Raw genomic sequence first — 23702 nt, forward strand, 5'->3', positions numbered from 1 at the left:
ATTGCCTGCACCAAGCAAAGAAAAGGTGCGAGCACTTTTCCGCGAACCGCCGGATGTGCCAAAAGACCGGCCGGAAGGACGAGGTCATGGACGCCAGCGCACCAGTTTTCATCGACGTGAACGGAACGCAGATCGCTGTCAGGCAGGGGCCGGGCTCAGCGCCGGGCATCGTCTGGCTGGGCGGCTACAAGTCCGACATGCTGGGCACCAAGGCCGAGGCGCTGTCGGCCTGGGCGAGCCGCGAAGGCCGCGCCTATCTGCGCCACGACTATTCCGGCCACGGCGAATCGGGCGGCGAATTCGCCGAGGGCACGATCTCGAAATGGCTGGCCGAGAGCCTCGCCGTCTTTCGCCGCTTCAGCAAGGGCAAGCAGATCCTGGTCGGCTCCTCAATGGGGGCGTGGATTGCGCTGCGCATGGTGCAGGAATTGCGCAAGGCCGGCGACGACCGCATCGCCGGCCTGGTGCTGCTTGCGCCGGCGCCCGACTTTACCGTCGAGCTGATCGAGCCGGTGCTGACCAGGGCGCAGAAGCGCGACCTTTCGAAAAAGGGATTTTTCGAGGAACCGTCCGACTATTCCGCCGAGCCTTATATCTACACGCGCGCGCTGATCGAGGACGGCCGCGCGAACCGGGTGATGACCAGGCCGATCGACACTCATTGCCCGGTGCATATCCTGCAGGGTCTCGCCGATCCCGACGTGCCTTCCGGCCATGCGCTGAAGCTCGCCGCACTGCTGCCGGCCGATGACGTCACGCTGTCGCTTATCCCCGACGGCGATCATCGCCTCTCCCGCCCGGAGGATCTCGACATGCTCAACCGCGCCGTCGGCGACCTGGTCCAGCGGGTTTCATGAGCATGCGCATTTCAATCCCGATATCCGCCTTCGTTGCGGCCATCGTCGGCTTTGGCGGCACTTTAGCCATCGTCATTGCCGCCGCCAAGGCGATCGGCGCCACTCAGATCGAGACCGCGAGCGGGGTGACGGCGATCTGCCTGGCCATGGCCCTAGAATGCCTGTGGCTGTCCTGGCGCACGAAAATGCCGGTCATCACCGCCTGGTCGACCCCGGGCCTGGCGCTGATCGCGGCCTCCAGCGGCTTCACCATGGCGCAAGCCGTCGGCGCTTTCATCGTCACCGGCATCCTCTTGATCGCCACCGGCCTGTTCAAGCCGCTGACCCGGCTGATCGCGCAGATTCCGGCCTCGGTGGCGTCCGGCATGCTGGCCGGCATCCTGGTCGGCTTCGCCATCAGTGCGGTCAAGGCCATTCCCGCCGATCCGTGGCTGATCCTGCCGCTGATCGCCGCCTTCTTCGTCATCCGGCTGTTCAACCCGGCGGTTTCGGTCCTTGTCGTGCTGATCGGCGGCGGCCTTGCCGCCTTCCTCACCGGCCGCGTCGGCGGCCTGCCGGCGCCGGAATTGTCGACACTGACGCTGATCGCTCCGCAGTTCACCGTTTCGGCGATCATTGGCCTGGCCTTGCCGCTCTACCTCGTCACCATGGCCTCCCAGAACCTCTCCGGTCTCGCGGTGCTGAAAGCCGCCGGCTACCACCCGGAACCTGGCCCGCTGATCGGCGTCACCGGGCTGTTCTCGCTGCTTTCGGCGCCGTTCGGCGCCTCGACGACCAATCTGGCGGCGATCTCCGCGGCGATCTGCACCGGCCCGGATGTCCATCCGGATCCCGCCGAGCGCTGGAAGACGGGGCCGTTCTATGCGCTTGCCTATCTGGTCTTCGCCATCTTCGGCGCTTCGCTGGTGGCGATCTTCGCCGTCCTGCCGCAGAGCCTGATTGTGCTGGTCGCCGGCCTGGCGCTGATGGCGCCTTTGGCCAACGCGCTCTCGATCGCGCTCCATGATGCGGGCGAGCGCATGCCGGCCACGCTCACCTTTGCGGTGACGGCCTCGGGGCTCACCTTGTTCGGCGTCGGCGCGGCTTTTTGGGGGCTGGTCGCCGGAATGGCAGTGCTTTTCCTCGAGAAATTCAAAAAGCGATAATCATTTCAGGTCTTTCGCCGGTTTTGGCCGGACTTGCCTTGAATCGCCGATTTCGCCTTCCCATTTCGATTCCACGCAGCCGGTTTGGCTGTCTCCAACGGAAGGATTGGGAGAAAATGAACACAAGTGCATTGATCCGTCCGGCCTGGACGCCGGCGACCATCGCGCTGATGGTGATCGGCTTCATGGTGTTCTGGCCGCTCGGCTTCGCCATGCTCGCCTACATCATCTGGGGCGACCGGCTCGAAGGCTTCAAGCGCGATGTCAACCGCGCCACCGACGGCATCTTCGCCGGCTGCCGCCGCGGCTCGGAAAAGGCCGCCCGCTGGGGCCATGGCTCGTCCCGCACCGGCAACGTCGCTTTCGACGACTGGCGCGAGAAGGAACTTGAGCGCCTCGCCGAGGAGCGCCGCAAGCTCGACGAGATGCTGAACGAGTTCGACGAGTATGCCCGCGAGTTGCGCCGTGCCAAGGACCAGGAAGAGTTCGACCGCTTCATGGCCGAGCGTAACAAGCGGACCGCGCCGACCACGACGAGTGGTCCAACCGGAGCGACGGGGCCGAAGCGCGGCAAGGGGTCGAACCTCCTTGACGACTGAGGCTCAATCATAAGGCTCGGCCGACATGCGGCGTCGCGCGAGCGGCGCCGTTTCTTTTTTGTTCTCCATGTAGCCTCACTCTACTGGTCGTTTTTCTCGAATCGCGTATCGTCCGGCCATGACCCTCGGCTTCTTTCGCAATCTGACCAAGCCAGAACCCAAGCCCGTCGTGGAGCGCGAGCATTGCGTCGCCGGCCGCACCCTGCCGCTCAAAATCGTCGAGAGCGCGAGGGCCCGGCGGTTGACGCTGCGTATCGATTCCGGCGGCCAGGGGCTGCGCATAACCGTGCCGCCCGGCTTGCGCCGCGGCGAGGTGGAGAAGTTCCTCGACCGCCATCAGGACTGGCTGGAGCAGCGCCTGGCCAAGGTGCCGATGCGCCCGCAGGTGCGGCCCGGCATCAAGATCCCGATCCGCGGCGTGCCGCACCGCATCGTCCATGAGCCGGCGAAACGCGGCACCGTCACCATCGCGCGCGACGAGCGCGGCCCGCTGCTCATCATCCATGGCGAGCGTGTCCACCTGCCGCGCCGCATCGCCGATTATCTGAAACGCGAGGCCAAGCGCGAGATCGAGAAGCTGGTGGTCAAGCACACCGAGGCGATCGGCAAGCGCGCCAAGGCGATCCGCTACAAGGATACCTCCAGCCGCTGGGGGTCATGCACCTCGGAGGGCAATCTGTCCTTCTCGTGGCGCATCATGATGGCGCCGCCGCCGGTCATCAATTACCTGGTGGCGCATGAGGTCGCGCATCTGAAAGAGATGAACCACGGCCCGAAATTCTGGAAGCTGTGCGAAAAGCTCTGCCCCGACACCGATCGCTGCAAGGACTGGCTGAAGCGCAACGGCGGCGCGCTGCAGGCGATCGTGTTTGAGTAGGCGTCGCCCTGGCAACCGTATAGCTGGCGGCCCACCGCAGCCGCTCAATCGTCATTCGCCGCGTTGAGTTCCTCCGGCCGCAGCCCTTCCTCACTCGCATGCGGCCACGGCAAAAAATTCCGGTCGAACGCGTCGCTGCCGAAATAGTCGAGCGCCCGGTGCGCCTCGGCGCCGTTGAAAGCGGACTTGTCCATGAGATGCGCGATCACCTCGCGCGCCTGCGCGATCTTCTGTCGGAGTTCGGCGACGGTCTTGTCGGTCATGATCTTCCTGCTCCCGCCTGTGTCCCTACTCGAAAGGTAGCGCTTTCCGTCGGCCCGGCAACGGCATGCTTTTTCTCGACTCTTGCGGCTTTTCGTGCCAATCCCGCGCCATGACGCTCGACATCAAGATCTGCGGATTGAAGACCGACGCCGCGATGGCCGCCGCGCTCGCCGGCGGGGCCAGCCATGTCGGCTTCATCTTCTTTGCCAAAAGCCCGCGCTTCGTCGATCCGGCCGAGGCTGGCCGTCTGCGCCAGGCGGCCATCGGCAAGGCCAAGGCGGTTGCCGTCACCGTGGATGCGGATGATGACTTTCTCGACGATATTGTCGCGAGGATGCAGCCGGATATGCTGCAACTGCATGGTTCCGAAACGCCGGTGCAGGTGGCCGAGCTCAAGACCCGCTACGGCCTGCCGGTGATGAAGGTGCTGTCGGTCAGCGAAGCCGCGGATCTCGAGCGGATAAAGCCCTATGTCGGCGTCGCCGACCGCTTGATGTTCGACGCCAAGCCGCCCAAGGGATCGCAATTGCCGGGCGGCAATGGCGTCGCCTTCGACTGGCGCATCCTTGCCGGCCTTGACGCCGGCCTCGATTACATGCTTTCCGGAGGACTCAACGCCGCCAATGTCGGCGATGCCCTCAGACTGGCCAATCCGCCCGGGATAGACATCTCCTCCGGCGTGGAGAGCGCTCCGGGCGTCAAGGAACCGGCGCTGATCGAGCAGTTTTTCCGGGCCGTCAGGGCCGCGCGCGACGACCGCGCCGCCTGAGGAAGTTTTCAAACCCGAGCATGTCCCGGAAAAGTGGGAACCGGTTTTCCGATAAGGACGTGCTCAGAAGCAAAGACTCAGGAGATCGGCGATGAACAGGCCGGCTATGCCCAATTCCTTCCGCACCGGGCCCGACGAGCAGGGCATGTTCGGCATTTTCGGCGGCCGCTTCGTCGCCGAGACGCTGATGCCGCTGATCCTCGATCTCGAAGAGCAGTGGAACAAGGCCAAGAATGATCCGGAGTTCAAGGCGGAGCTGGAGAACCTTTCGACCCATTATGCCGGTAGACCGTCCAAGCTCTATTTCGCCGAAGGCCTGACAAGGCATCTTCGGGAGGTTTCCTCGGCGAAGGGCCTCGGGGGCGGCGCCAAGGTCTATTTCAAGCGCGAGGACCTGAACCACACCGGCTCGCACAAGATCAACAATTGCCTCGGCCAGATCCTGCTCGCCAAGCGCATGGGCAAGAAGCGCATCATCGCCGAGACCGGTGCCGGCCAGCATGGCGTCGCTTCCGCCACGGTCGCTGCGCGCTTCGGCTATCCTTGCGTGGTTTACATGGGTGCCACCGACGTCGCCCGCCAGAGCCCGAACGTCTTTCGCATGAAGCTGCTCGGCGCCGAGGTGCGCCCGGTCACCGCCGGCCACGGCACGCTGAAGGACGCCATGAACGAAGCGCTGCGTGACTGGGTCACCAATGTCGAGGACACCTATTACCTGATCGGCACCGCCGCCGGCCCGCATCCCTATCCGGAGCTGGTGCGCGACTTCCAGTCGGTGATCGGCACGGAAGCGCGCGCCCAGATGCTGGAGCAGGAAGGCCGGCTGCCCGACGTCATCATCGCCGCCGTCGGCGGCGGCTCCAACGCCATTGGCCTGTTCCACCCGTTCCTCGACGACAAGGATGTGCGCATCATCGGCATCGAGGCCGGCGGTCGCGGCCTCGACGGCGTCGAGCACTGCGCCTCGATGAATGCCGGCGCGCCGGGCGTGCTGCACGGCAATCGCACCTATCTCTTGCAGAATGCGGACGGCCAGATTCTCGACGGCCATTCGATCTCGGCCGGTCTCGATTATCCGGGCGTCGGGCCCGAGCATGCCTGGCTGCGCGATTCGGGCCGCGTCGAATATGAGCCGATCCTCGACGACGAGGCGCTGGAGGCCTTCCAACTGACGACCCGGGTCGAAGGCATCATCCCGGCGCTGGAATCGGCGCACGCCATCGCGCATGCGATGAAGATCGTGCCGAAAATGGACAAGGACCAGATCGTCATCGTCAACCTGTCCGGCCGCGGCGACAAGGACGTGCACACGGTGGCCAAGATGCTGGGCATGGAGATCTGACAATGACGACCCGCATCGACCGCCGCATGGCGAAGCTCAAATCCGAGGGCCGTCCGGCTTTGGTCACCTATTTCATGGGCGGCGATCCCGACTACGAGACATCTTTGGCTATCATGAAGGCGCTTCCCGGGGCCGGCAGCGATGTCATCGAGCTCGGCATGCCGTTCTCCGATCCGATGGCTGACGGCCCGGCCATTCAGGCGGCGGGTCTCAGGGCGCTGAAAGGCGGCCAGACGCTGGTCAAGACGCTGAAGATGGCGTCCGAATTCCGCGCCGGCGACGACGAAACGCCGATCGTGCTGATGGGCTACTACAACCCGATCTACATTTACGGCGTCGATCGTTTCCTGGCCGACGCCAAGGCGAGCGGCATCGACGGCCTGATCGTTGTCGACCTGCCGCCGGAAATGGACGAGGAGCTCTGCGTTCCGGCGCTGAAGGCGGGCATCAATTTCATCCGCCTGGCGACGCCGACCACCGACGACAAGCGCCTGCCGAAGGTGCTCGAGAACACCTCCGGCTTCGTCTACTACGTGTCGATGACGGGCATCACCGGCTCGGCCTTGGCCGACACTGCCAAGGTGTCGGCGGCGGTCAAACGCATCAAGGGTCACACCGCGCTGCCGGTCTGCGTCGGCTTCGGCGTCAAGACCGCCGAGCAGGCGCGTACCATCGGCGCCTCCGCCGACGGCGTCGTCGTCGGCACGGCGATTGTCAACGCGGTCGCCAATGTGCTCGGGCCCAAGGGCGAGAAGACCGCCGATCCGGCCGAAGCGGTCGCCACGCTGGTCAGCGGGCTTGCCCAGGGCGTCCGCTCGGCCCGCCTTGCTGCCGCCGAATAGTCTGACTATCTGTTTTTACGCAATTCCGGACGGAAAACCGCCACACACTTTTCCTGGAATTGCTGGACGTCTCTTCGTCGGGACAGGAGCCGAAGCGATGAACTGGATCACCAACTACGTTCGACCGAAGATCAATTCGATGCTCGGCCGGCGCACCGACATGCCGGAAAATCTCTGGATCAAGGATCCCGAGACCGGCGAGATGATCTTCCACAAGGACCTCGAATCCAACCAGTTCGTCATCCCGTCTTCCGGCCACCATATGAAGATCTCGGCCAAGGAGCGGCTGAAATACTTCTTCGACGACGGCAGATACGAGACCCTGGAAAACCCCAAGGTCATGCAGGATCCGCTGAAGTTCCGCGATGAGAAGCGCTACACCGATCGGCTGAAAGAGGCGAAAGCCAAGACAAGTCTCGAGGACGCGATTCTTAACGCAGTCGGCACCATCGAAGGTCTGCCGGTGGTGGTTACCGTGCAGGACTTCGCCTTCATGGGCGGCTCGCTCGGCATGGCCGCGGGCGAGGCCATCGTCCATGCCTTCGAGGTCGCTTTGCAGCGCAGGCGGCCGCTGATCCTGTTCGCCGCCTCGGGCGGCGCCCGCATGCAGGAGGGCATCCTCTCGCTGATGCAATTGCCGCGCACCACGGTCGGCGTCGACCGGCTGAAGGAAGCCGGCCTGCCCTATATCGTGGTGCTGACCAACCCCACCACCGGCGGCGTGACCGCGTCCTATGCCATGCTGGGCGACGTTCACATCGCCGAGCCCGGCGCGCTGATCGGCTTCGCCGGCCCGCGCGTCATCGAGCAGACGATCCGCGAGAAGCTCCCCGACGGCTTCCAGCGCGCCGAATATCTGATGGAACACGGCATGGTCGACATGGTGGTCTCGCGTCTGGAGATGCGCCCGACCATCGCACGATTGTTGAAGATGCTGCTCAAGACCCCAGTGGCCGAGAAGCCATTGGAGCCTGAGATCCTGCCGCCGGCGGTCGTCAACGCCGAAGCCCGGCCGCAGGCCTGACGCGACACCGTTTGCCGCCCACCGCGATTGCGCCAGCTGCGCTGCGCAGTAGCTGTTTGCGCATGATCCCTTTCCAAAACCGATCCCGGTTCGGGCTCATGCGCCAGAGCAATTCCAGCAAGAGTGCGTAGCGGTTTTGCGTCCGGAATTGCACACGAACGAAAGGCATTGAAGGCGATCCTGTTCTTTCGCCGCAAATGCTCTAGGATTCCGCCATGACAACGCTCGCCGCCGATCGTGAAATCGAACATCTGATGACGCTTCATCCGAAAGGTTTCGACCTTTCGCTGGACCGCATCGCCCGCCTGCTCGAGCGTCTCGGCAACCCGCAGGACCGGCTGCCGCCGGTCATCCACATCGCCGGCACCAACGGCAAGGGCTCCTGCGCCGCCTTCTCGCGGGCGCTGCTGGAGGCGGCCGGTCATCTCGTCCACGTGCACACCTCGCCGCACCTGGTAAACTGGCACGAGCGCTACCGGCTGGCCGCCGAGGGCGGCGGCAAGCTGGTCGACGACGATGTCTTTGCCGAGGCCATCGCGCGCGTCGCCAAGGCCAATCAAGGCCAGAAGATCACCGTTTTCGAGATCCTCACCGCCGTCACCTTCATCCTGTTTTCCGAGCATCCGGCCGAGGCGGCGATCATCGAGGTCGGGCTCGGCGGCCGCTTCGATGCCACCAATGTCATTTCGCGGCCTGCCGTCTCGGTGATCATGCCGGTGTCGATGGATCACGAAGCCTATCTCGGCGACCGCGTTGAGCTGATCGCGGCCGAAAAGGCCGGCATCATGAAGCGCGGCTGCCCGGTGGTGATCGGCGCGCAGGAAAGCGAGACCGCGCTGGAGGTGCTGATCGAGACCGCCGAGCGGCTGGATTGCCCGACCGTTGTCTACGGTCAGGATTTCCTGGCCTTCGAGGAGAACGGCCGCATGGTCTATCAGGACGAGGACGGTCTGATGGACCTGCCGCTGCCGCGCCTGCCCGGTCGGCATCAGTTCGCCAATGCCGCCGCGGCGATCGCCGCGGTCAAGGCCGCCGGCTTCGAGATAAGCCATCGGGCTGCCGAAAAAGCGATGACCAGCACCGCGTGGCCGGCCCGGATGCAAAAGCTAACGCAGGGCAGGCTGGTTGAGCTTGCCCCAAAGGGCGCCGAGATCTGGCTCGACGGCGGCCACAATCCGGGCGCCGGCGTCGTCATCGCCGAAGCGCTGGCCGAGCAGGAGGAAAAGAACCCGCGCCCGCTGATCCTCATCGCCGGCATGATCAACACCAAGGACCAGACCGGCTATTTCAGCGCCTTCAAGGGGCTTGCCCGCCATGTCTACACGGTGCCGGTGAGCAAGAGCGATGCCGGCGTGCCCAATGACGAGCTCGCGCTGCGCGCCACCGAGGCCGGCCTGTCGGCCGAGCCGGTCAACTCCGTCGCCGATGCGCTTATGCTGTTGCGCGACAGCTGGGACGGTCCGGCGCCGCGCATCCTCATCGGCGGCTCGCTATATTTCGCCGGCGCCGTGCTGGACGAGAACGGCACGCCGCCGACCTGATAGCGCCGAGGCAGTCGCGAGGAGCAATCGTGATCAAGGTGAACCAGCTGGCCCACGTCTGCATCTTCGCGCATGACCTTGAGGCGACGCGCGGCTTCTACCGGGATGTGCTCGGCATGGACACGCGGTTCAACTTCCTGCGCGACGGCAAGATCTTCGGTTTCTATCTCGATTGCGGCGGCCGCAGCCATGTCGAGGTGTTCGAGAAGGCCGAAGCCCGCTACAGCGAGGCGAACCAGATCAACCACTTCTGCCTGGAGGTGGAAGACATGGACGCCGCGATCACCCATATCCGGTCGCAAGAGGTCGAGGTCACGGCGAAGAAGCTCGCTTGCGACGGCACCTGGCAGGCCTGGATCAAAGACCCCAACGGCGTGAAGATCGAGCTGTTCGAATACACGGACAAAAGCGCGCAATTCATCGGCGGCGATCGCGTCGCCGATTGGTAGCGGCGCCTGCCTCGAAGGTTATTTCAGCTCGATCTCGATAAAGGCGTATTCGCCGTCATTGGCGTTGATGACATCGTGCTCGACGCCTTCCCGGCGGAAATAGGGCGCGCCTTGCTTCATCTCCGCGAAGGATTCGCCGTCCTTGGTCACCAGCTTCACCTTGCCGTCCATCAGCGGCACGATGACATAGTCGTGGCCATGGCGGTGCCAGCCGGTGTTGGCGCCCGGGGCGAAGCGGTATTCGGTGACGATCACGCGCTCATTGTCGACGTGAACTGTGGCCTTGGCTGTTCCGGTCATGGGACTCTCCTTTTCTTAAGGAAAGGAGATGGCTGCCCGAAGCGTCAGGGCCAGAGCGCCGTCAGCGATGGCGCCAAGGAAAAAGCCCGGCGCGATGGCCGGGCTCGATCTTTCTGATATTCGGATTGGCTCAGGCGAGGCTGCCATTGATCCAGTGCGACAGCGCCGTCTTCGGCGCCGCACCCACCTTCATGTCGGCCACTTCGCCGCCCTTGAAGATCATCAGCGTCGGGATCGAGCGCACGCCGTACTGGGCGGCCAACTCGGGATTCTCGTCGATGTTGAGCTTGGCGACCTTCACCTTCGAGCCGAGCTCCTTGGCGATGTCTTCCAAAGCCGGGGCGATCATCTTGCACGGACCGCACCACTCGGCCCAGAAATCCACCACGACCGGCTCCTTGGCATTGAGCACATCGGCCTGGAAATTGCCCTTGTCGACCTTGACGGTGGCCATGCTGAAATCCTTTCGAAAAGTCGGGTTGCACCAAATGTGGTGGCTGTGGTGGCGATGTTCAAGCAGTTCTTGTGTCACGCTCCCGTGAGTCGGGCAAGGGCACCGTCCATGGCCGCTGCCGGCAGCTCGATCAGGCGCGGCGCCCCGGTGAACAGCAGCGCGGCCGTCACCGTGCGGCCCGGATAGAGCGGCTGAAGCAGCGCGCGGTAGAGCGCAAGCTGCAGGACATAGGCCGGCGGCACTTCGGCCAGGCTGGCCGGCGCCGGCCGGTTGGTCTTGTAGTCGACGATCGAGACCGTTTCCGCGGTGACGGCCAGCCGATCGATCTTGCCGGAGATCGAGCGCAGCCTGCCCTTTACCTCCAGGCCGCCCATGACGGCGACTTCCGCCCGCGAGGACGGCGAGAACAGCGCCCCGAAGCTTCTGTCGGACAGGATGGAAAGCACGGCTTCCAGCGCCGTGTCGCGCTCTTCGGCCGGCCAGTCGGCGCCGGCGCGCGCCAGATAGCGCTCGGCCGCGCTCCGCCTCTCGTCCTCGGCGATGCCGGGCAGCATCTGCAGCAATTTGTGCAGTGCCAGCCCGCGCATCACCGCAAAGCCTGGTTCGGTTTCCGCATCGAGCACCGGCGAGCGCGAGTCGGGCAAGTTTTCCGTCGCTTCGTCGATCAGCGCCGAGGCGCCTGAAGGAGAGAGCGGCCGCGGCAAGTCCTCATAGGGCGGGAGCGGCCGGAACAGGTCGTCCGCCAGCGGCGCGGCATGATCGAACGGTATCGTCTCCTCAGCCTGATTGGGCGCCATCGGCGGCAGCTTGGTCATATGGAAGCGATGCACCGCCACGTCGGGTGTCGCCGGATGCCGCCGCTCAGCGCTTTCCGGCGCACCCAGCAGTGCCCGGCTGACAATCGAATGCCAGGTGCCGGTGTTCGGCGCGCGCTTGCCGTGATAGCCGCAGACGATCAGCCGGTCCTCGGCGCGCGTCATGCCGACATAGAGCAGCCGCCGGTATTCGTCGTCGGCAAGCGCGCGCGCCCGCGCCGAGGCTGCTTTCGAAACGCCGTTGGCGACGTCACTCGCCGAGCGCCAGAGATAGCCCTTGCCCTTCCAATCAGCGCCCGAGCTTTCGAAGGCCATCAGCCGCGGCAGGTGCTGGTCGCTGAACGGCGCCGAGCCGCCGTCGACCAGGAAGACGACCGGCGCCTCCAGGCCCTTGGCGGCGTGCACGGTCATGACGCGCACCTCGTTGCGGGTCTGGTCCATCTCGCGCTTGATCTCCGGCCCGCTGTTTTCCAGCGTCGAGAGGAAGGATTCCAGCCCCGGCAGGCCGGTACGTTCCTCAGCCAGGCAGAAACTCAGGAACTCGTCGAGGATGTCGCCGGCTTCCGGCCCGAGCCGGGCCGTCATCTTGCGGCGCAGGCCGTCACGCGAAAGCGCGGCGGCATAGAATTCAAACACCGGCTTGAACGCCACCTCAGTCGCCCAGCCATCGAGCCGGCTAACAACGGCGGCCAAGACCTCGTCTCCGGCATGCTGCCGGAGCGAGGCGATCAGCGACTGGCCCTTTGGCCGCTCGCCAGCGAGCGTGAGCAACGTCTCCTCGGAAACCTCGAAGATCGGGCTGCGCAGCACGGCGGCCAGGGACAAGTCGTCCTCCGGCTGAATCAAAAAATGGCCGAGCGCGATCAGGTCCTGCACGGCGATATGGCCGGGAAGGCTCAGCCTGTCCGCGCCGGCAACCGGGATCTGCCGGTTCTTGAGGCTGCGCGACAGCGCGTGCACGAAGCGATCGCGCTTGCGCACCAGCACCAGGATGTCGCCGGCGGTCAGCTTGCGGCCTTTGCCTTCGATGGCCTCGCCGTTGCGCAGCCAGTTCTGGATCGTCGTTGCCACATGTTCGGCCACGCGCACGGCGGGCGCGCTGGCGTGGTTGACCGGCAAGGTCCAGTCATCGGGCTCCTCGACCATTTCGGCGCCGATCGAAGGCCACACCTCGACATAGCCCGGCGCATCGGTGCGGATCGCCTTGTGGCTGAGCGGATCGGGATCGTGGCTGATGCCGCGTCGCACGCCTGGCTCGGCGAAGACGCGGTCGACGGCGGCGAGCACGTCGTCGCTCGAGCGGAAGGACCAGGTGAGCTTCAGGTCGGCAAACGAAGCCTGCGCGTCGCGCACCCGCCCGGCAAACAAAAGCCGGCTTTCGGCAAAGGAATCGGGCGCCGCGCCTTGGAAGGAGTAGATCGACTGTTTCTCGTCGCCGACGGCGAACACCGTGCGCCGCACCGTCTCGCGCTGGCCGAGCCCGGCGAAGAATTCTTCCGTCAGCTTCTTCACCACTTCCCACTGGTCGGGACTGGTGTCCTGCGCCTCGTCGAGCAGGATATGGTCGATGCCCTGGTCGAGCTTGAACTGCACCCACGGCCCGGCATCGGGCCGCGACAGCAGGCTGACCGTGCGGGTGATCAAATCGTTGAAGTCGAGGAAACCGCGGCTTCGCTTCAGCTGCTCGTAGCGGGCGATCAGCCAGCCGGCGACGGTGAGCGCAGCGGCCGTGCCTTCGAGCATGCGGAACAGCCCCAGCCGGTCCGATACATCGAGGATCGCCTTGGCCGCCGCGAGATAGCGCTCGGGCAGGTCGGGCAGCCTGTCGACCAGCGCTTTCTTGAAGATCTTCGGTGGATCGTAAGGGTCGCCATCGGAGCGCAGAAATGCCTTGGCGAGCAGTCGCAGTCGCCTGATCGGATCGGCTTCGGCAAAAGCGGTCTGCGCATAGGGCAGCACGTTGTTCAGCACCTGCCGCGCGTCGGCGGCTTCGGCGGCGCGCCCGAATTCAGCGAACTGGCTCGGCGCAAAGCCCGGCAGCGGCCAGACCGAAGCGGCAATGCCGGCTGCCGTCTGGCCGGGGTTGAAGCCGAATTCGGCGAACAGCAGCCGGAAGTCCCGGTCCTTGCCCAGCTTTTCGATAAAGGCGCGCAGTTCGTCGCGCTTGCCGACGATCTCGGAGAGCAGCATGTCGAGCCCGAACTCGCCGCCGCGCTCCAGCACCGTGGCAAAGGCTTCCGCCAGGCCTTCGACACCGGTGCCGGCACCCGAGATCATGTCGCGTCGCGCATCAGCGAAAAGCGAGGCCTCCATCTGCGGGTCGAGCATCTCGAAATGCGCCGGGATGTTGGCTTCCAGCGGGAACTGATGCAGCACCGATTCGCAGAAGGCGTGGATGGTCTGAATTTTCAGGCCGCCCGGCGTTTCCAGCGCCTCGGCAAACAATCGGCGCGCGCGCCGCATCGTATCGCGATCGGCCGACCGCCCGTCGAGCGCGGCTATCCGTGTCGCGAGCTCGGCGTCGGGAAGCGCCGTCCATTCCGACAGCGTCGAGAACACGCGGTTCGACATGTTGGCGGCGGCGGCGCGCGTGTAGGTCAGGCACAGGATCTTCGACGGATCGGTGCCGTTGAGCAGAAGCCGGATGACGCGTTGCGCCAGCACATGGGTCTTGCCCGAGCCGGCATTGGCCGAGACCCAGGCGGAATTTTGCGGATCGGAAGCGCGCGCCTGGCTGGCGGCGGTGTCGGAGGGGATCGGATATCTCATCCTTCCGCCTCGTCCTCGCTTGCGCCGCCGGCCGACCATTCCAGCACGCGCGCCAGATGGTCGTAGTCGCCATCGGCCTCGCCTTCGCGGAACGGCAGCGCGCGTGACAGATAGCCGGTGGTCGGGTCAGCATAGTGGAACAGCAGCCTTTCCAGCCGCGCCCACGCTTCCTCGGCAAGCTCGTTGGCGGTCTTCGGCTTGCGGTTGTATTCGAGGATCGATTCCTCGAACACCTCACCGTTCGGCTTCAGCCGCACGAAGGCAAGCTGCGAGGGCTCGCAGATGCCGAGCTCCTTGAAGGCGCCCCGCCGAAGCAGCGCGCCCTCGAGTGCCAGCTGCGGCGACAGAAGCGTATGCGCCTGCGCCTTCGAAGGCGAGGAACCGGTCTTGTAGTCGAGGATGTCGGCCATGCCGCCGGCGAGAAGGTCGACCCGGTCGGCATAGCCCGAAAGCGTGATGCCGGTGCGGCCGATAACGGTCTTTTCGGCGCGTTCCTCCGCATAGCGCCGGGCGACGGCGTCGGCGCGGGTATGCTCCCATTCGATGATGTTTTCCGCGAGCTTTTCGAAGCGCGGCCACCACACCGCCTCGATATCGGGCGGAAGTGCCGCGTCGGCAAAGCACGCGCGACCGGCCTCGATGAGGGCTGCCAGCGCGCCCGGCGCCCTCGGATCCTCCATCCTTCGCGAGAACAAATGCAGGATTTCGTGGAACAGCGTGCCGCGTTCGGCAGCGCCGGGGTCGCGGATCACCGGGTCGAGTGGCATCAGGCTGAGAATCCGCCTGGCATAGATCGCATAGGGGTCGCGGCGCAGCGTCTCGATCTCGGTGACCGAGAAATGCTGTGGCCGCAGGTGCAGCGGCGGTTTCGGCTGTGGGCGAGACGCGAAATCCTTCCTGTCGCCGGCATCGAGCGCGCGCGCCCAGGCAAGCAGCGCGTCGCCGCGCCGGCGAACTGCCGTCGCCTGGTCCTTGCCGATGAAGGTGACGATGCGCTGCAGCCAGCGCGACGGCACCGCCGGCGCGTCGCCGGATCGGGCCGAGCGCGTCAGCACCACCGTTTCAGTACCCATCGCAATCTGGAAATCATGCGCGGCAAGGCCGATGCGCCGCTCCGGCGGCTCGAGATCGATGCCGGTCTTCATCAGCCGCGACATGAACCGGTCGCTCTCGGGCTTGCGCGGCCAGACCCCTTCATTGAGGCCGCCGATGACCAGCGTGTCGACGCTTTGCAGGCGAGCTTCCAGCGCTCCCCAGATGGCGATGTTGCGGTCGGTGCCGTGCGCCGGCTTGACCGTTTCCGGCGCGATCAGCGCCTCCATCACGTCGGGCCATTCGCCCGCACCGATCATAAACGGCGATGACACGGCAACCAGCCCGCGCAGAAGCTCGGCTAGCTTCTCGCCGGCGTCGCCGGCATAGAGGCTGGTCAGGCTGTCATCGGCCGCGCGGCCGAGACCTTCTAACGCCACGACGCTCGCCCGCGTCAATGTCGCGATATCGGCATCCTTCTCGCCGCGCATCGCCGTGAGCGGGGATAGCGCATCGGTGAGGCGATTGAGCACTGCCCGCGCCTCTTCGATACCGCGTACCGTGAGGCGCTGGAACCAGAAGGGCTGACGGCTGTCGCCGCCAAGGCCCGCGAGCCGCGTCTCGAAAAGCGCGTCGAGGGAAGCGACGTCCGGCCGGCCGGTGCCGCCGCGCAGCGCCACCAGCTCGATCAGCTCGGCAGCCTTGCGCACGCTCTGGCGTTCGAGACCGAGGCCAAGCAGCGGATGCTTGAGCAGCGACAATAGACCCACCGGATCGCCTGGCCGGAATGCTGCGCCTAGCGCCAACCTGAGCAGGCTGGCGGCCGGCGTGTTGGCTAGCGGCGTGCCGCCGGAATCGTCAGCGACGACGCCGAAGCGTAGCAGCTCGGCCGAGACGCGTCGCGCCAGGGCGCGGTCGCCGGTGACGAGTGCCGCGCGCTTGCCCGGCATTTCCACTGCGCGCTTAAGCGCAATGGCAATCGCTGCCGCCTCGTCGCGCTCATTGGCAGCCTCGACCAGCGTCAGGCCGGCCAGCGCCTGCTCGACATCGCTGACCGGGAAACGCGGCCGCGACTCCGTCCAAAGCTCGGTGGTCTCGGCCGGCCGCAGCGCCTCGCCGACAAGGGCGGCGCGTAATGCAAGCGGTCTTGACGCAGCGCCGATCTCCTCGACATCGCGGCGCTCAATGCCAATGCTGCCGATCAGCTTGGCGAGGCCGTATTGTGGGTGACCAAGTGTTGCCGGCCGCGCGCCGGGCGCGGTTATCGCCGCGAAGGACGCGTCGTCGAGCTCGCGGTCGAGCCCGGGCAGCACGACGGCGCCGTTCGGCAAGCCGGCGATCACGGCAAGCAGCTCGGCCGTGGCTGGAATGGAGCCGGTCGAACCGGCGGCGATCACCGGTCCGGTCGGCGGACTGCGCTTCAGCCGCGCCGCTTCCAGCCGGATCAGCGCGCTGCGGTGCGCGGCCGGATTGGAGCGGTCACGCTCTTTGAGCAACTCCGGCCAGTTGTCGGTGACGATGCCGAGGAAATCGAGCGTCACCTGCCACCAGCCCGCAAGGTTGCCGGTGACCAGCGTGGCGAGCTTCGCCCAATCCGTCCCCTCGGTCTCGATCTCGTCCATCAGCCGGGCAAGGTCGCGCGAAAGCCAGATGGCGTCGGCGGCCGAGGTCGGCACAACGAACTCCTCGTTGAAGCGCGCCCGGACGTGCGCCGGCAGGCTTTCCTTCCAGGCACGCACCAGCGGCGCCAGCAACAGCAGCCTTTCCTGCGCGGCGATCGGCGGTGCGAGGTCTATTGCTGGTGCCGCCTCGGCGTCAAAGGCGGCCTCGTCCTCGTCGAACTCGCCGAGCGGCCGCACCGTCGGCAAGATGGCCGAGCGTCTGCCGAGCATGTCGACGAAGGCGCCGCGCAGGGCGCGCGCCGCGCGCCGCGTCGGCACATAGATGGTCGCGTCAGCCAGCGCCAGCGGCTCGCCGTCGAAGCGGAAGGTTGGGATCAGGCGGCCTTCGAGCAACGCCTCCGCCAGCGTCGGCAGGAACGGCGCTCCGGACGGGATGGAAAAGACGCGGCGCGAGCCGCTCATACCGCATTAGATCTTTGTGCGCCCGTTTGGGCGCACAAACGAAGATCTAACTCTTTGAGTCTACGCATCGTGCTTTCCAAAAATCGGACCCGATTTTTGGGCCGATGCGGTCGCGGGCGCGCCGGTGACCGCCGCTTCGGCCGCCGGAATGGCGTCCGGCGTCCCGACGGTGATCCAGCGGCCTCTCATCTTCATGCCGAACAGGCGGCCGGCGGCGATTGCCTTGTCGAAATAGGCGTTGATCGAATGCGGGCCTTCGGGCGCATCCTTGAAGATGCGCGGATCGATGATCGCGGCACCGGCATAGATCAAGCCGGCAGGGTCGCCTTTGGAACGGCGCAGCGCGCCGTTCGGCGCCACGAGGAAATCGGTGCCGACGCAGTGTCCGATCGCTGAGTCGAGATCGGTGAGCATCAGCAGAATATCCATTCTGGCGGCGTCCCATGCAAGGGCAAGGCGCTCGAGGCTGGGCTCGCCGCTGTCGATCCAGAACGTATCGGCATTGATGATGTAGAAGGGCTCGCTCCCCAGGAGCGGCAGCGCCTTGACGATGCCGCCGGCCGAGTCCAGCAGGCCCGCGCGCTCGTCGGAAATGTCGATCTTCGGCGCCCGGCGGCCAGCGACATGGGCGATGATCTGCTCCGGCAGGTAGTGAACGTTGACGACGGCGCTGGCGACGCCGGCGGCTTCCAGGCTGTCCAACCCCCAGTCGAGCAAGGCCTTGCCGGCGATCTTCACCAGCGGCTTCGGCATCGTGTCGGTGATCGGCCGCATGCGCTTGCCGAGACCGGCCGCAAGCACCATCGCGGTCTTCGGCTTCATGGCGAGCGCTCCTCGAGCAGGCCGTGGGCCATGTAAAATTCCTTCAGGCCGGCAAGCGCCGGGTGCGCCAGCGCCCGCCTCAGATAGTCGCGGATGCGCGGCAGGTGCTTCAGATAGTAGGGCTTGCCGTCGCGCTTTTCGAGCCGCACGAAGATGCCCAGGATCTTCGAATTGCGCTGCGCCGCCATGATCGCATAGGCCTCCGCGAAGCCGGCTTCGTCGAAGGCGCCGGCCGAACGCCGCGCCGCGACATAGGCTTCGACCGTCCGCCGCTCGATCTCGGTCGAGACGGTGACACGCGCATCCATGGCTAAAGAGGCGACGTCGTAAGCCGCCGGGCCGATCAGCGCGTCCTGCACGTCGATGATGCCGAGCCGATCGAGGCCGGAACGCTCTGCCCGCCAGATGATGTTGGGCGAATGGAAGTCGCGCAGCATCAGCGTGTATTCCTGGCCCTCGAGCCGGTCGAGCACCGCGTTCCATGCCTTGTGGTAGCCTGCCCGCAATGCATCGCTTGCCGGCTCGCCGGTGACCATCGGCACATACCAATCGACCAGAAGGTCGGCTTCGATCAGCATCGCCTCGCGGTCAAAGGGCGGAACGTCGTGGTACACGCCCGGCGCGGCCTCCATGCGGTCGGGCCAGGCCTTGCCATGCATCATGGCGAGCAGCTCCGCCGCTGCCTCATAGCGCTCGACGATCGGCTGGCCGTCGCCGCCCAAAAAACCTTCCGAGCCGAGATGTTCGAGCAACAGAAAGCCCTGATCGAGGTCCTGCGCATGGATAAGCGGCACGCTGACGCCGGCGGCGAGAAGCGCCCGGTCGATGGCGACGAAGGCGGCGACCGATTGTGCGGTGTGAGCGATCACGGCGTAAGGCTTGCCGTCGCGCACCGGCGGTCCGAGCACCAGGCGCGGCGAGTTCATCAGCACCCGCGGCGCCCGGCCGGGAAGCGAGGCGATCTCGTAGGAACGGGCGGACGCGTCGCCGACGAAATGACGGCGGCTCGCTTCGCCCCAGCCGGCCGAGGCCAGGAAATCACGCATCGCCAGCGAGCGCGCCGCGCACTCGAAGGCGGCTCCCTGTCCGGAAATCCTTGCCGATCGGCCCGCGCCCTGCTCGATAAGCTCGACCTGGAGCGCATTTGCCGGCAGCTGGTCGCCGGCTCGATCCGGCCATTCGATCAGTGCCGCGCCCTGCGCCAGCGCGTCGTCGAGGCCGAGCTCGTCGAGCTCGTCCGGCGAGGACAGGCGGTAGAGGTCGAAATGGTGCACGGGTATCCGCGTCTCGTAGCTCTGCACCAGCGTGAAGGTCGGGCTCGGCACTTCGAGGCCGGCGTCGTCGGCAAGCGCCCGGATGAGCGCGCGGGCGATCGTCGACTTGCCGGCGCCGAGATCGCCTTTCAGCGCAATTGCGTCGCCAGCCCGCAGCGCCATGGCAAGGTCTTCGCCAAGCCTTGCGGTCGCCGCCTCGTCGGCGAGAAATCGTTCCAACACCGTTTCTGCCAAAGCGCGTTACTCGGCCGCTTCGCGGATGCCGCCGGAGGGCGTCTCCGGGAAGGTGCAGATCACGGTCGTGCCCTTGTCCGCTCCGGTCTCTATACGCACCGTTCCGCCGTGCAATTCGACGAAGCTCTTGACGATCGACAGTCCCAACCCGGCGCCGCGTCGGCGGCCGCCATTGGCGCGCGGCTCGAAGCGTCGGAAGACCGATTCCAGCACGTCCGGCGGCATGCCCGGCCCGTCGTCATGCACCGAGAATTCGACGCCGTCTGCCATTTGACGGCAAGCGAGCGTGATCGTGCTCGCCGCTGGCGCATAATTTGCGGCATTGCTCAAGAGATTGTAGAGGATCTGGCGGACCCGGATCTCGTCGCCGTGGAAGCTCTTCGGCGCCGATGCAGCGTCGACCTTGAGCTTGATCTGATGCTCCTCCAGCCGGTCCGCGACCAGCTCGGCGGCCGCGGCGATCGTCCTGTCGATACTCATCTCGGAAATGTCGAGCTGCATGATGCCGGCATCGACCGTCGCAAGATCCAGTATGTCGTTGACGATGGTGAGCAGGACCGAGGACGACGAGCCGACATGCTCGACATATTCGCGCTGCTTCGGCGTCAGCGGTCCCGTCGTCGGCAGCGACAGCAGTTCGGTGAAGCCGATGATGTTGGTCAGCGGCGAGCGCAGTTCGTAGGAGACGTGCTGCACGAACTCGTTCTTCAACTGGTCTGACTTCTCCAGCGCCTCGTTCCTGTCCTTCAGCGCCCGCTCGACATTGACGGTGTCGGTGACGTCGACAAAGGTCATCATCACTTGCCCGTTGGGAAGGTGGATCACGGCATAGCTCAGCACCGTGCCGTTGACGAGTTCCGCCTGGCCGTGGCGGTCGCGGCGTTCGTCGTCGAAGCCGGTGATGGCGGCGACGAAGCCGCCCCACGGACTGTCGGCCGCGCGCTGGTCGCAAAGGTCGCGGATCGCCGAGACATGCACGTTAGCCTTGATCGCGTCCGGCGCCAGCCCCCACAGCGCGATAAAGGCGGGGTTGGACAGGCGTAGCCGTCCGTCCGGGCCGAACACCGCCACGCCCTCCGCCAGATTGTCCAGCGTCTCGCCCTGCACACGCACGGCGGTCTGGTAGCGGCTTTCGAGGTCCATCTTCTCGGTCAGATTCTCGAACACCCAGGTGACGCCGCCCTTGGGCTGCGGGTTGGCCACCACGCGGATCGTCTTGCCGTCCGGCAGGTGCCACCAATGCTCCTGCGATTCGACGGCGCGATAGGCGCCGAGCAGGTTCTCCTTCCAGCGCCGCCATTCCGGCTGTTCGGCGATCTTGCCTTCGCTGCGCAGCCGGTCGAGCAGCAGCGCGTTGGAGGGGGCACTGTGCAGGAAGCCGCCGTCCAGGCCCCACAGTTTCTGGAATGCCTGGTTGAAAAAGCGCAGGTTTTCATCCGTATCGAAGATCGCCACCGCCGTGTTGAGCTGGTCGAGCGTGTCGGCATGGCTGCGCACGGTGCGCTCATATTCGGCGCGGATCGTCTCGATGGCGCTGATGTCGCAGGCGAGCCCCGCCGAGCCGTCGGCGCTCGCAAAGTCGGTGACCGAAAACATGTGGCGATCACCCTCGATGACCGTCGACAATGTCTGCTCGAAGACGGGGCGCGACTTGTGCTGTTCGGCAATCTGCTCGCGCGCCTGTCCGCCGAGGAACTCCTTGGCTTCGCGCACGGCGGCCTCCGCGCTTTCCGCTTCGACCGCCTCGGCATAGGCGCGGTTGACCCATTTCAGCCGCCCGTCGGCCGCCCGCAGCCATGTCGGCATCTTCAGCGCGTCGAGCAGGCCCAGCATGGTATCGTAGTCGGCGCTGAGCCGCTGATTCTCGACCTTCAGCCGGGCCTGGCTGCGCAGCGTTTCCGACAGCGATATGAAGCGGACCAAGACATGCGCGGCGCTCTTGCGGCCATGCACCTCCAGCGGCATGCCCGCTTGCGTTTCGATGACGAGATCGAAAGTTTTCGCTTGGTCGCGCAGCGCCGCTATGGCGTTCTCGAGCGCCGCGGCGGAGCGCGGCATCAGCCAGCGGCCGAAAGCGAGGAAGGCGGACCGCTCGTCCGGTGCGCCGCTTTCGAGCGGCAGGCTGCCGATCAGCTCCGGTTTCTTGATCTCGGAACTCCACACGACGACGCGCTGGTCGCGCAAATTGAGCAGCGCCTCGGAGCGCTGCAGGGCCGCGTTGACGTCGGCGATTCGCGCCCTGAGCTGGACATTTTGCGACGCCGTCCGTGCCCGCTCGCGGATCAGGAAGATGGCCGAGACAAGGGCTGCCCCCATGACGCCGGCAAACATCGCAAGTTGCATCACCTCGACCGTGCTGACCGCCGCGGCCACGCCGGTATCGGCATGCGCCGCAATGCTAAGCAATGGGGCGGCAGACATGGCGGTGGCAAGGAGCGTGCCGAGACGGGCGCCGGCACGCCATGAGAGAGCTCCGCCCGCCGCGGCGGAGCCGGTCGAGATCGAATCCTCGTGGCCGCCGGAAACGGCCTTTCCCGCGCGTGGCGGGTTATCCCCCGGCATGTCTTGGTCCTCTTCGCCGCTTGAATGCAAGACCGCCCTGAATGCGTCCCCGGCCCAACTGTCCCCGGACCGCGAATCACAACAATAACGCCTGCCGGAATCGGCGTGAAGAATCACAGGTGCAAAAAATGAAGCCGGGCGGAAAGTCAACACCCGGCTTCAATATGTTGTAGATATTTTCGTTTTGGTTAATAGCGGTAGTGCTCAGGCTTGAACGGGCCCTGCGGCGTCACGCCGATATAGGCCGCCTGCTCGGAAGAGAGCTCGGTGAGGCGCGCGCCAAGCTTGTCGAGATGCAGCCGCGCCACCTTCTCATCGAGGTGCTTTGGCAGCACATAGACCTGGTTCTGGTACTGGCCGTGCTTGGTGAAGAGCTCGATCTGAGCCAGCACCTGGTTGGTGAACGAAGCCGACATGACGAAGCTCGGATGGCCCGTGGCGTTGCCCAGGTTGAGCAGGCGGCCTTCGGACAGAAGGATCATCCGCTTGCCGTCCGGGAAGGTGATCATGTCCACCTGCGGCTTGACGTTGGTCCATTTCAGGTTGCGCAGAGACGCCACCTGGATCTCGTTGTCGAAGTGGCCGATGTTGCCGACGATCACCATGTCCTTCATCGCCCGCATATGGTCGAGCGTGACGACGTCCTTGTTGCCGGTGGTGGTGATGACGATGTCGGCGGTGGGGGCTGCGTCTTCCAGCGTGACCACTTCGTAGCCGTCCATCGCCGCCTGCAGCGCGCAGATCGGGTCTACCTCGGTCACCTTGACGCGAGCGCCGGCGCCGCGCAGCGAGGCCGACGAGCCCTTGCCGACGTCGCCATAGCCGCAGACGACCGCGACCTTGCCGGCCATCATCGTGTCGGTGCCGCGGCGGATGCCGTCGACCAGCGATTCCTTGCAGCCGTATTTATTGTCGAACTTCGACTTGGTGACGGAGTCGTTGACGTTGATCGCCGGGAAGGGCAGCAGGCCTTTCTTCTGCAGCTGGTAGAGGCGGTTGACGCCGGTGGTCGTCTCCTCGGTGACGCCGCGGATCGCTTCCTTCTGCTTGGCGAAGAAGCCCGGCGAAGCCTTGATGCGCTTCTTGATCTGGGCGAACAGGATCTCTTCCTCTTCGCTGCCGGGACTGGACAGCACGTCCTCACCCGCCTCGGCGCGCGCGCCGAGCAGGATGTACATGGTGGCGTCGCCGCCGTCGTCGAGGATCATGTTGGACGTGCCGCCGTCGGCCCACTGGAAGATCCGGTCGGTGTAATCCCAGTAGTCCTCCAGCGACTCGCCCTTGATGGCGAAGACCGGAATGCCGGCCTCGGCGATCGCCGCGGCGGCGTGATCCTGGGTGGAGAAGATGTTGCAGGAGGCCCAGCGTATATCGGCGCCCAGCGCTCTCAGCGTCTCGATCAGCACCGCGGTCTGGATCGTCATATGCAGCGAGCCGGTGATGCGCGCGCCCTTGAGCGGCTTCTTGTCGCCGAATTCCTCGCGGCAGGCCATCAGGCCCGGCATCTCGGTTTCGGCGATCTCGATCTCCTTGCGGCCCCAGCCGGCAAGCGAAATGTCGGCGACCACATAGTCCTTGCTACCCGTCATGGCAGTGCTCCGGTGTGATTGTCTTCAAAAGCGCGCCGGCGCCGGGACGGCGCATGGA

The 23702-nt window shown here is 65.6% G+C and carries 19 protein-coding genes; 10 read left to right on the forward strand and 9 right to left on the reverse strand.

Annotation, left to right across the window (positions count from 1 at the left end; translation table 11 throughout):
* The first annotated feature begins 86 nt into the window (after window positions 1-86).
* From P9228_RS02360 to P9228_RS02375, 4 genes are all read left to right on the forward strand, one after another.
* The gene (locus tag P9228_RS02360; protein WP_095825580.1) at window positions 87-857 is read left to right on the forward strand and encodes an alpha/beta hydrolase; all 771 of its coding nucleotides are present in this window, start codon (window positions 87-89) and stop codon (window positions 855-857) included.
* A 2-nt stretch (window positions 858-859) separates the two neighbouring features.
* Window positions 860-2002 carry a benzoate/H(+) symporter BenE family transporter gene (locus tag P9228_RS02365; RefSeq protein WP_278052872.1) on the forward strand — a complete coding sequence of 381 codons (1143 nt, stop codon included), beginning with the start codon at window positions 860-862 and terminating at the stop codon, window positions 2000-2002.
* A gap of 116 nt (window positions 2003-2118) precedes the next feature.
* Complete coding sequence (locus P9228_RS02370; protein ID WP_067002952.1) at window positions 2119-2601, forward strand: DUF2852 domain-containing protein; 483 nt, start codon at window positions 2119-2121, stop codon at window positions 2599-2601.
* A gap of 118 nt (window positions 2602-2719) precedes the next feature.
* The gene (locus tag P9228_RS02375) at window positions 2720-3478 is read left to right on the forward strand and encodes a M48 family metallopeptidase (RefSeq protein WP_067002950.1); all 759 of its coding nucleotides are present in this window, start codon (window positions 2720-2722) and stop codon (window positions 3476-3478) included.
* A gap of 44 nt (window positions 3479-3522) precedes the next feature.
* On the opposite strand, the gene P9228_RS02380 is transcribed toward P9228_RS02375, so the two are convergent.
* Window positions 3523-3741 carry a hypothetical protein gene (locus P9228_RS02380; RefSeq protein WP_067002948.1) on the reverse strand — a complete coding sequence of 73 codons (219 nt, stop codon included), beginning with the start codon at window positions 3739-3741 and terminating at the stop codon, window positions 3523-3525.
* 110 nt (window positions 3742-3851) lie between these two features.
* Between P9228_RS02380 and P9228_RS02385 the strand changes: the two genes are divergently transcribed.
* The 6 genes from P9228_RS02385 to P9228_RS02410 all read left to right on the forward strand — a co-directional run bounded on the left by P9228_RS02385 (window position 3852) and on the right by P9228_RS02410 (window position 9709).
* The gene (locus P9228_RS02385) at window positions 3852-4511 is read left to right on the forward strand and encodes a phosphoribosylanthranilate isomerase (protein ID WP_278052873.1); all 660 of its coding nucleotides are present in this window, start codon (window positions 3852-3854) and stop codon (window positions 4509-4511) included.
* A gap of 91 nt (window positions 4512-4602) precedes the next feature.
* Window positions 4603-5853: a tryptophan synthase subunit beta gene (trpB, locus tag P9228_RS02390; protein WP_095831871.1), complete on the forward strand. Its 1251-nt coding sequence runs from the start codon at window positions 4603-4605 to the stop codon at window positions 5851-5853.
* 2 nt (window positions 5854-5855) lie between these two features.
* The gene (trpA, locus tag P9228_RS02395) at window positions 5856-6695 is read left to right on the forward strand and encodes a tryptophan synthase subunit alpha (protein ID WP_067002941.1); all 840 of its coding nucleotides are present in this window, start codon (window positions 5856-5858) and stop codon (window positions 6693-6695) included.
* A gap of 97 nt (window positions 6696-6792) precedes the next feature.
* Window positions 6793-7719 carry an acetyl-CoA carboxylase, carboxyltransferase subunit beta gene (gene accD / locus P9228_RS02400; protein WP_095799044.1) on the forward strand — a complete coding sequence of 309 codons (927 nt, stop codon included), beginning with the start codon at window positions 6793-6795 and terminating at the stop codon, window positions 7717-7719.
* Window positions 7720-7934: 215 nt separating this feature from the next.
* Window positions 7935-9260 (forward strand): folylpolyglutamate synthase/dihydrofolate synthase family protein, encoded by a 1326-nt coding sequence (locus P9228_RS02405; protein WP_095827280.1) that lies wholly within the window; start codon window positions 7935-7937, stop codon window positions 9258-9260.
* Between the two features lie 29 nt (window positions 9261-9289).
* Window positions 9290-9709 (forward strand): VOC family protein, encoded by a 420-nt coding sequence (locus tag P9228_RS02410; protein ID WP_095827279.1) that lies wholly within the window; start codon window positions 9290-9292, stop codon window positions 9707-9709.
* Between the two features lie 18 nt (window positions 9710-9727).
* Here P9228_RS02410 and P9228_RS02415 read toward each other — a convergent pair whose 3' ends face one another.
* The 8 genes from P9228_RS02415 to ahcY form a co-directional block, all read right to left on the reverse strand.
* Window positions 9728-10009 carry a cupin domain-containing protein gene (locus P9228_RS02415; RefSeq protein ID WP_067002933.1) on the reverse strand — a complete coding sequence of 94 codons (282 nt, stop codon included), beginning with the start codon at window positions 10007-10009 and terminating at the stop codon, window positions 9728-9730.
* 130 nt (window positions 10010-10139) lie between these two features.
* Window positions 10140-10463, reverse strand: a complete 324-nt coding sequence (gene trxA / locus P9228_RS02420; protein WP_041000044.1) for a thioredoxin — start codon at window positions 10461-10463, stop codon at window positions 10140-10142.
* Window positions 10464-10537: 74 nt separating this feature from the next.
* The gene (gene addA / locus P9228_RS02425; RefSeq protein ID WP_278052170.1) at window positions 10538-14047 is read right to left on the reverse strand and encodes a double-strand break repair helicase AddA; all 3510 of its coding nucleotides are present in this window, start codon (window positions 14045-14047) and stop codon (window positions 10538-10540) included.
* Window positions 14044-17163: a double-strand break repair protein AddB gene (gene addB, locus P9228_RS02430; protein WP_278052172.1), complete on the reverse strand. Its 3120-nt coding sequence runs from the start codon at window positions 17161-17163 to the stop codon at window positions 14044-14046. The genes addA and addB overlap by 4 nt, the downstream gene beginning before the upstream one ends.
* A gap of 60 nt (window positions 17164-17223) precedes the next feature.
* Window positions 17224-17985, reverse strand: coding sequence for a nucleotidyltransferase family protein (locus tag P9228_RS02435; RefSeq protein WP_278052174.1), 762 nt, complete (start codon window positions 17983-17985; stop codon window positions 17224-17226).
* Window positions 17982-19493 carry a tRNA (adenosine(37)-N6)-threonylcarbamoyltransferase complex ATPase subunit type 1 TsaE gene (gene tsaE / locus P9228_RS02440; protein WP_278052176.1) on the reverse strand — a complete coding sequence of 504 codons (1512 nt, stop codon included), beginning with the start codon at window positions 19491-19493 and terminating at the stop codon, window positions 17982-17984. The genes P9228_RS02435 and tsaE overlap by 4 nt, the downstream gene beginning before the upstream one ends.
* Before the next feature lie 6 nt (window positions 19494-19499).
* Window positions 19500-22055, reverse strand: a complete 2556-nt coding sequence (locus P9228_RS02445) for a PAS domain-containing sensor histidine kinase (protein WP_278052178.1) — start codon at window positions 22053-22055, stop codon at window positions 19500-19502.
* A 188-nt stretch (window positions 22056-22243) separates the two neighbouring features.
* Complete coding sequence (gene ahcY / locus P9228_RS02450) at window positions 22244-23644, reverse strand: adenosylhomocysteinase (protein WP_278052180.1); 1401 nt, start codon at window positions 23642-23644, stop codon at window positions 22244-22246.
* Window positions 23645-23702: the final 58 nt, after the last annotated feature.

Source organism: Mesorhizobium sp. WSM4898 (genome assembly GCF_029625845.1).
In the GTDB taxonomy this organism is placed as follows: domain Bacteria; phylum Pseudomonadota; class Alphaproteobacteria; order Rhizobiales; family Rhizobiaceae; genus Mesorhizobium.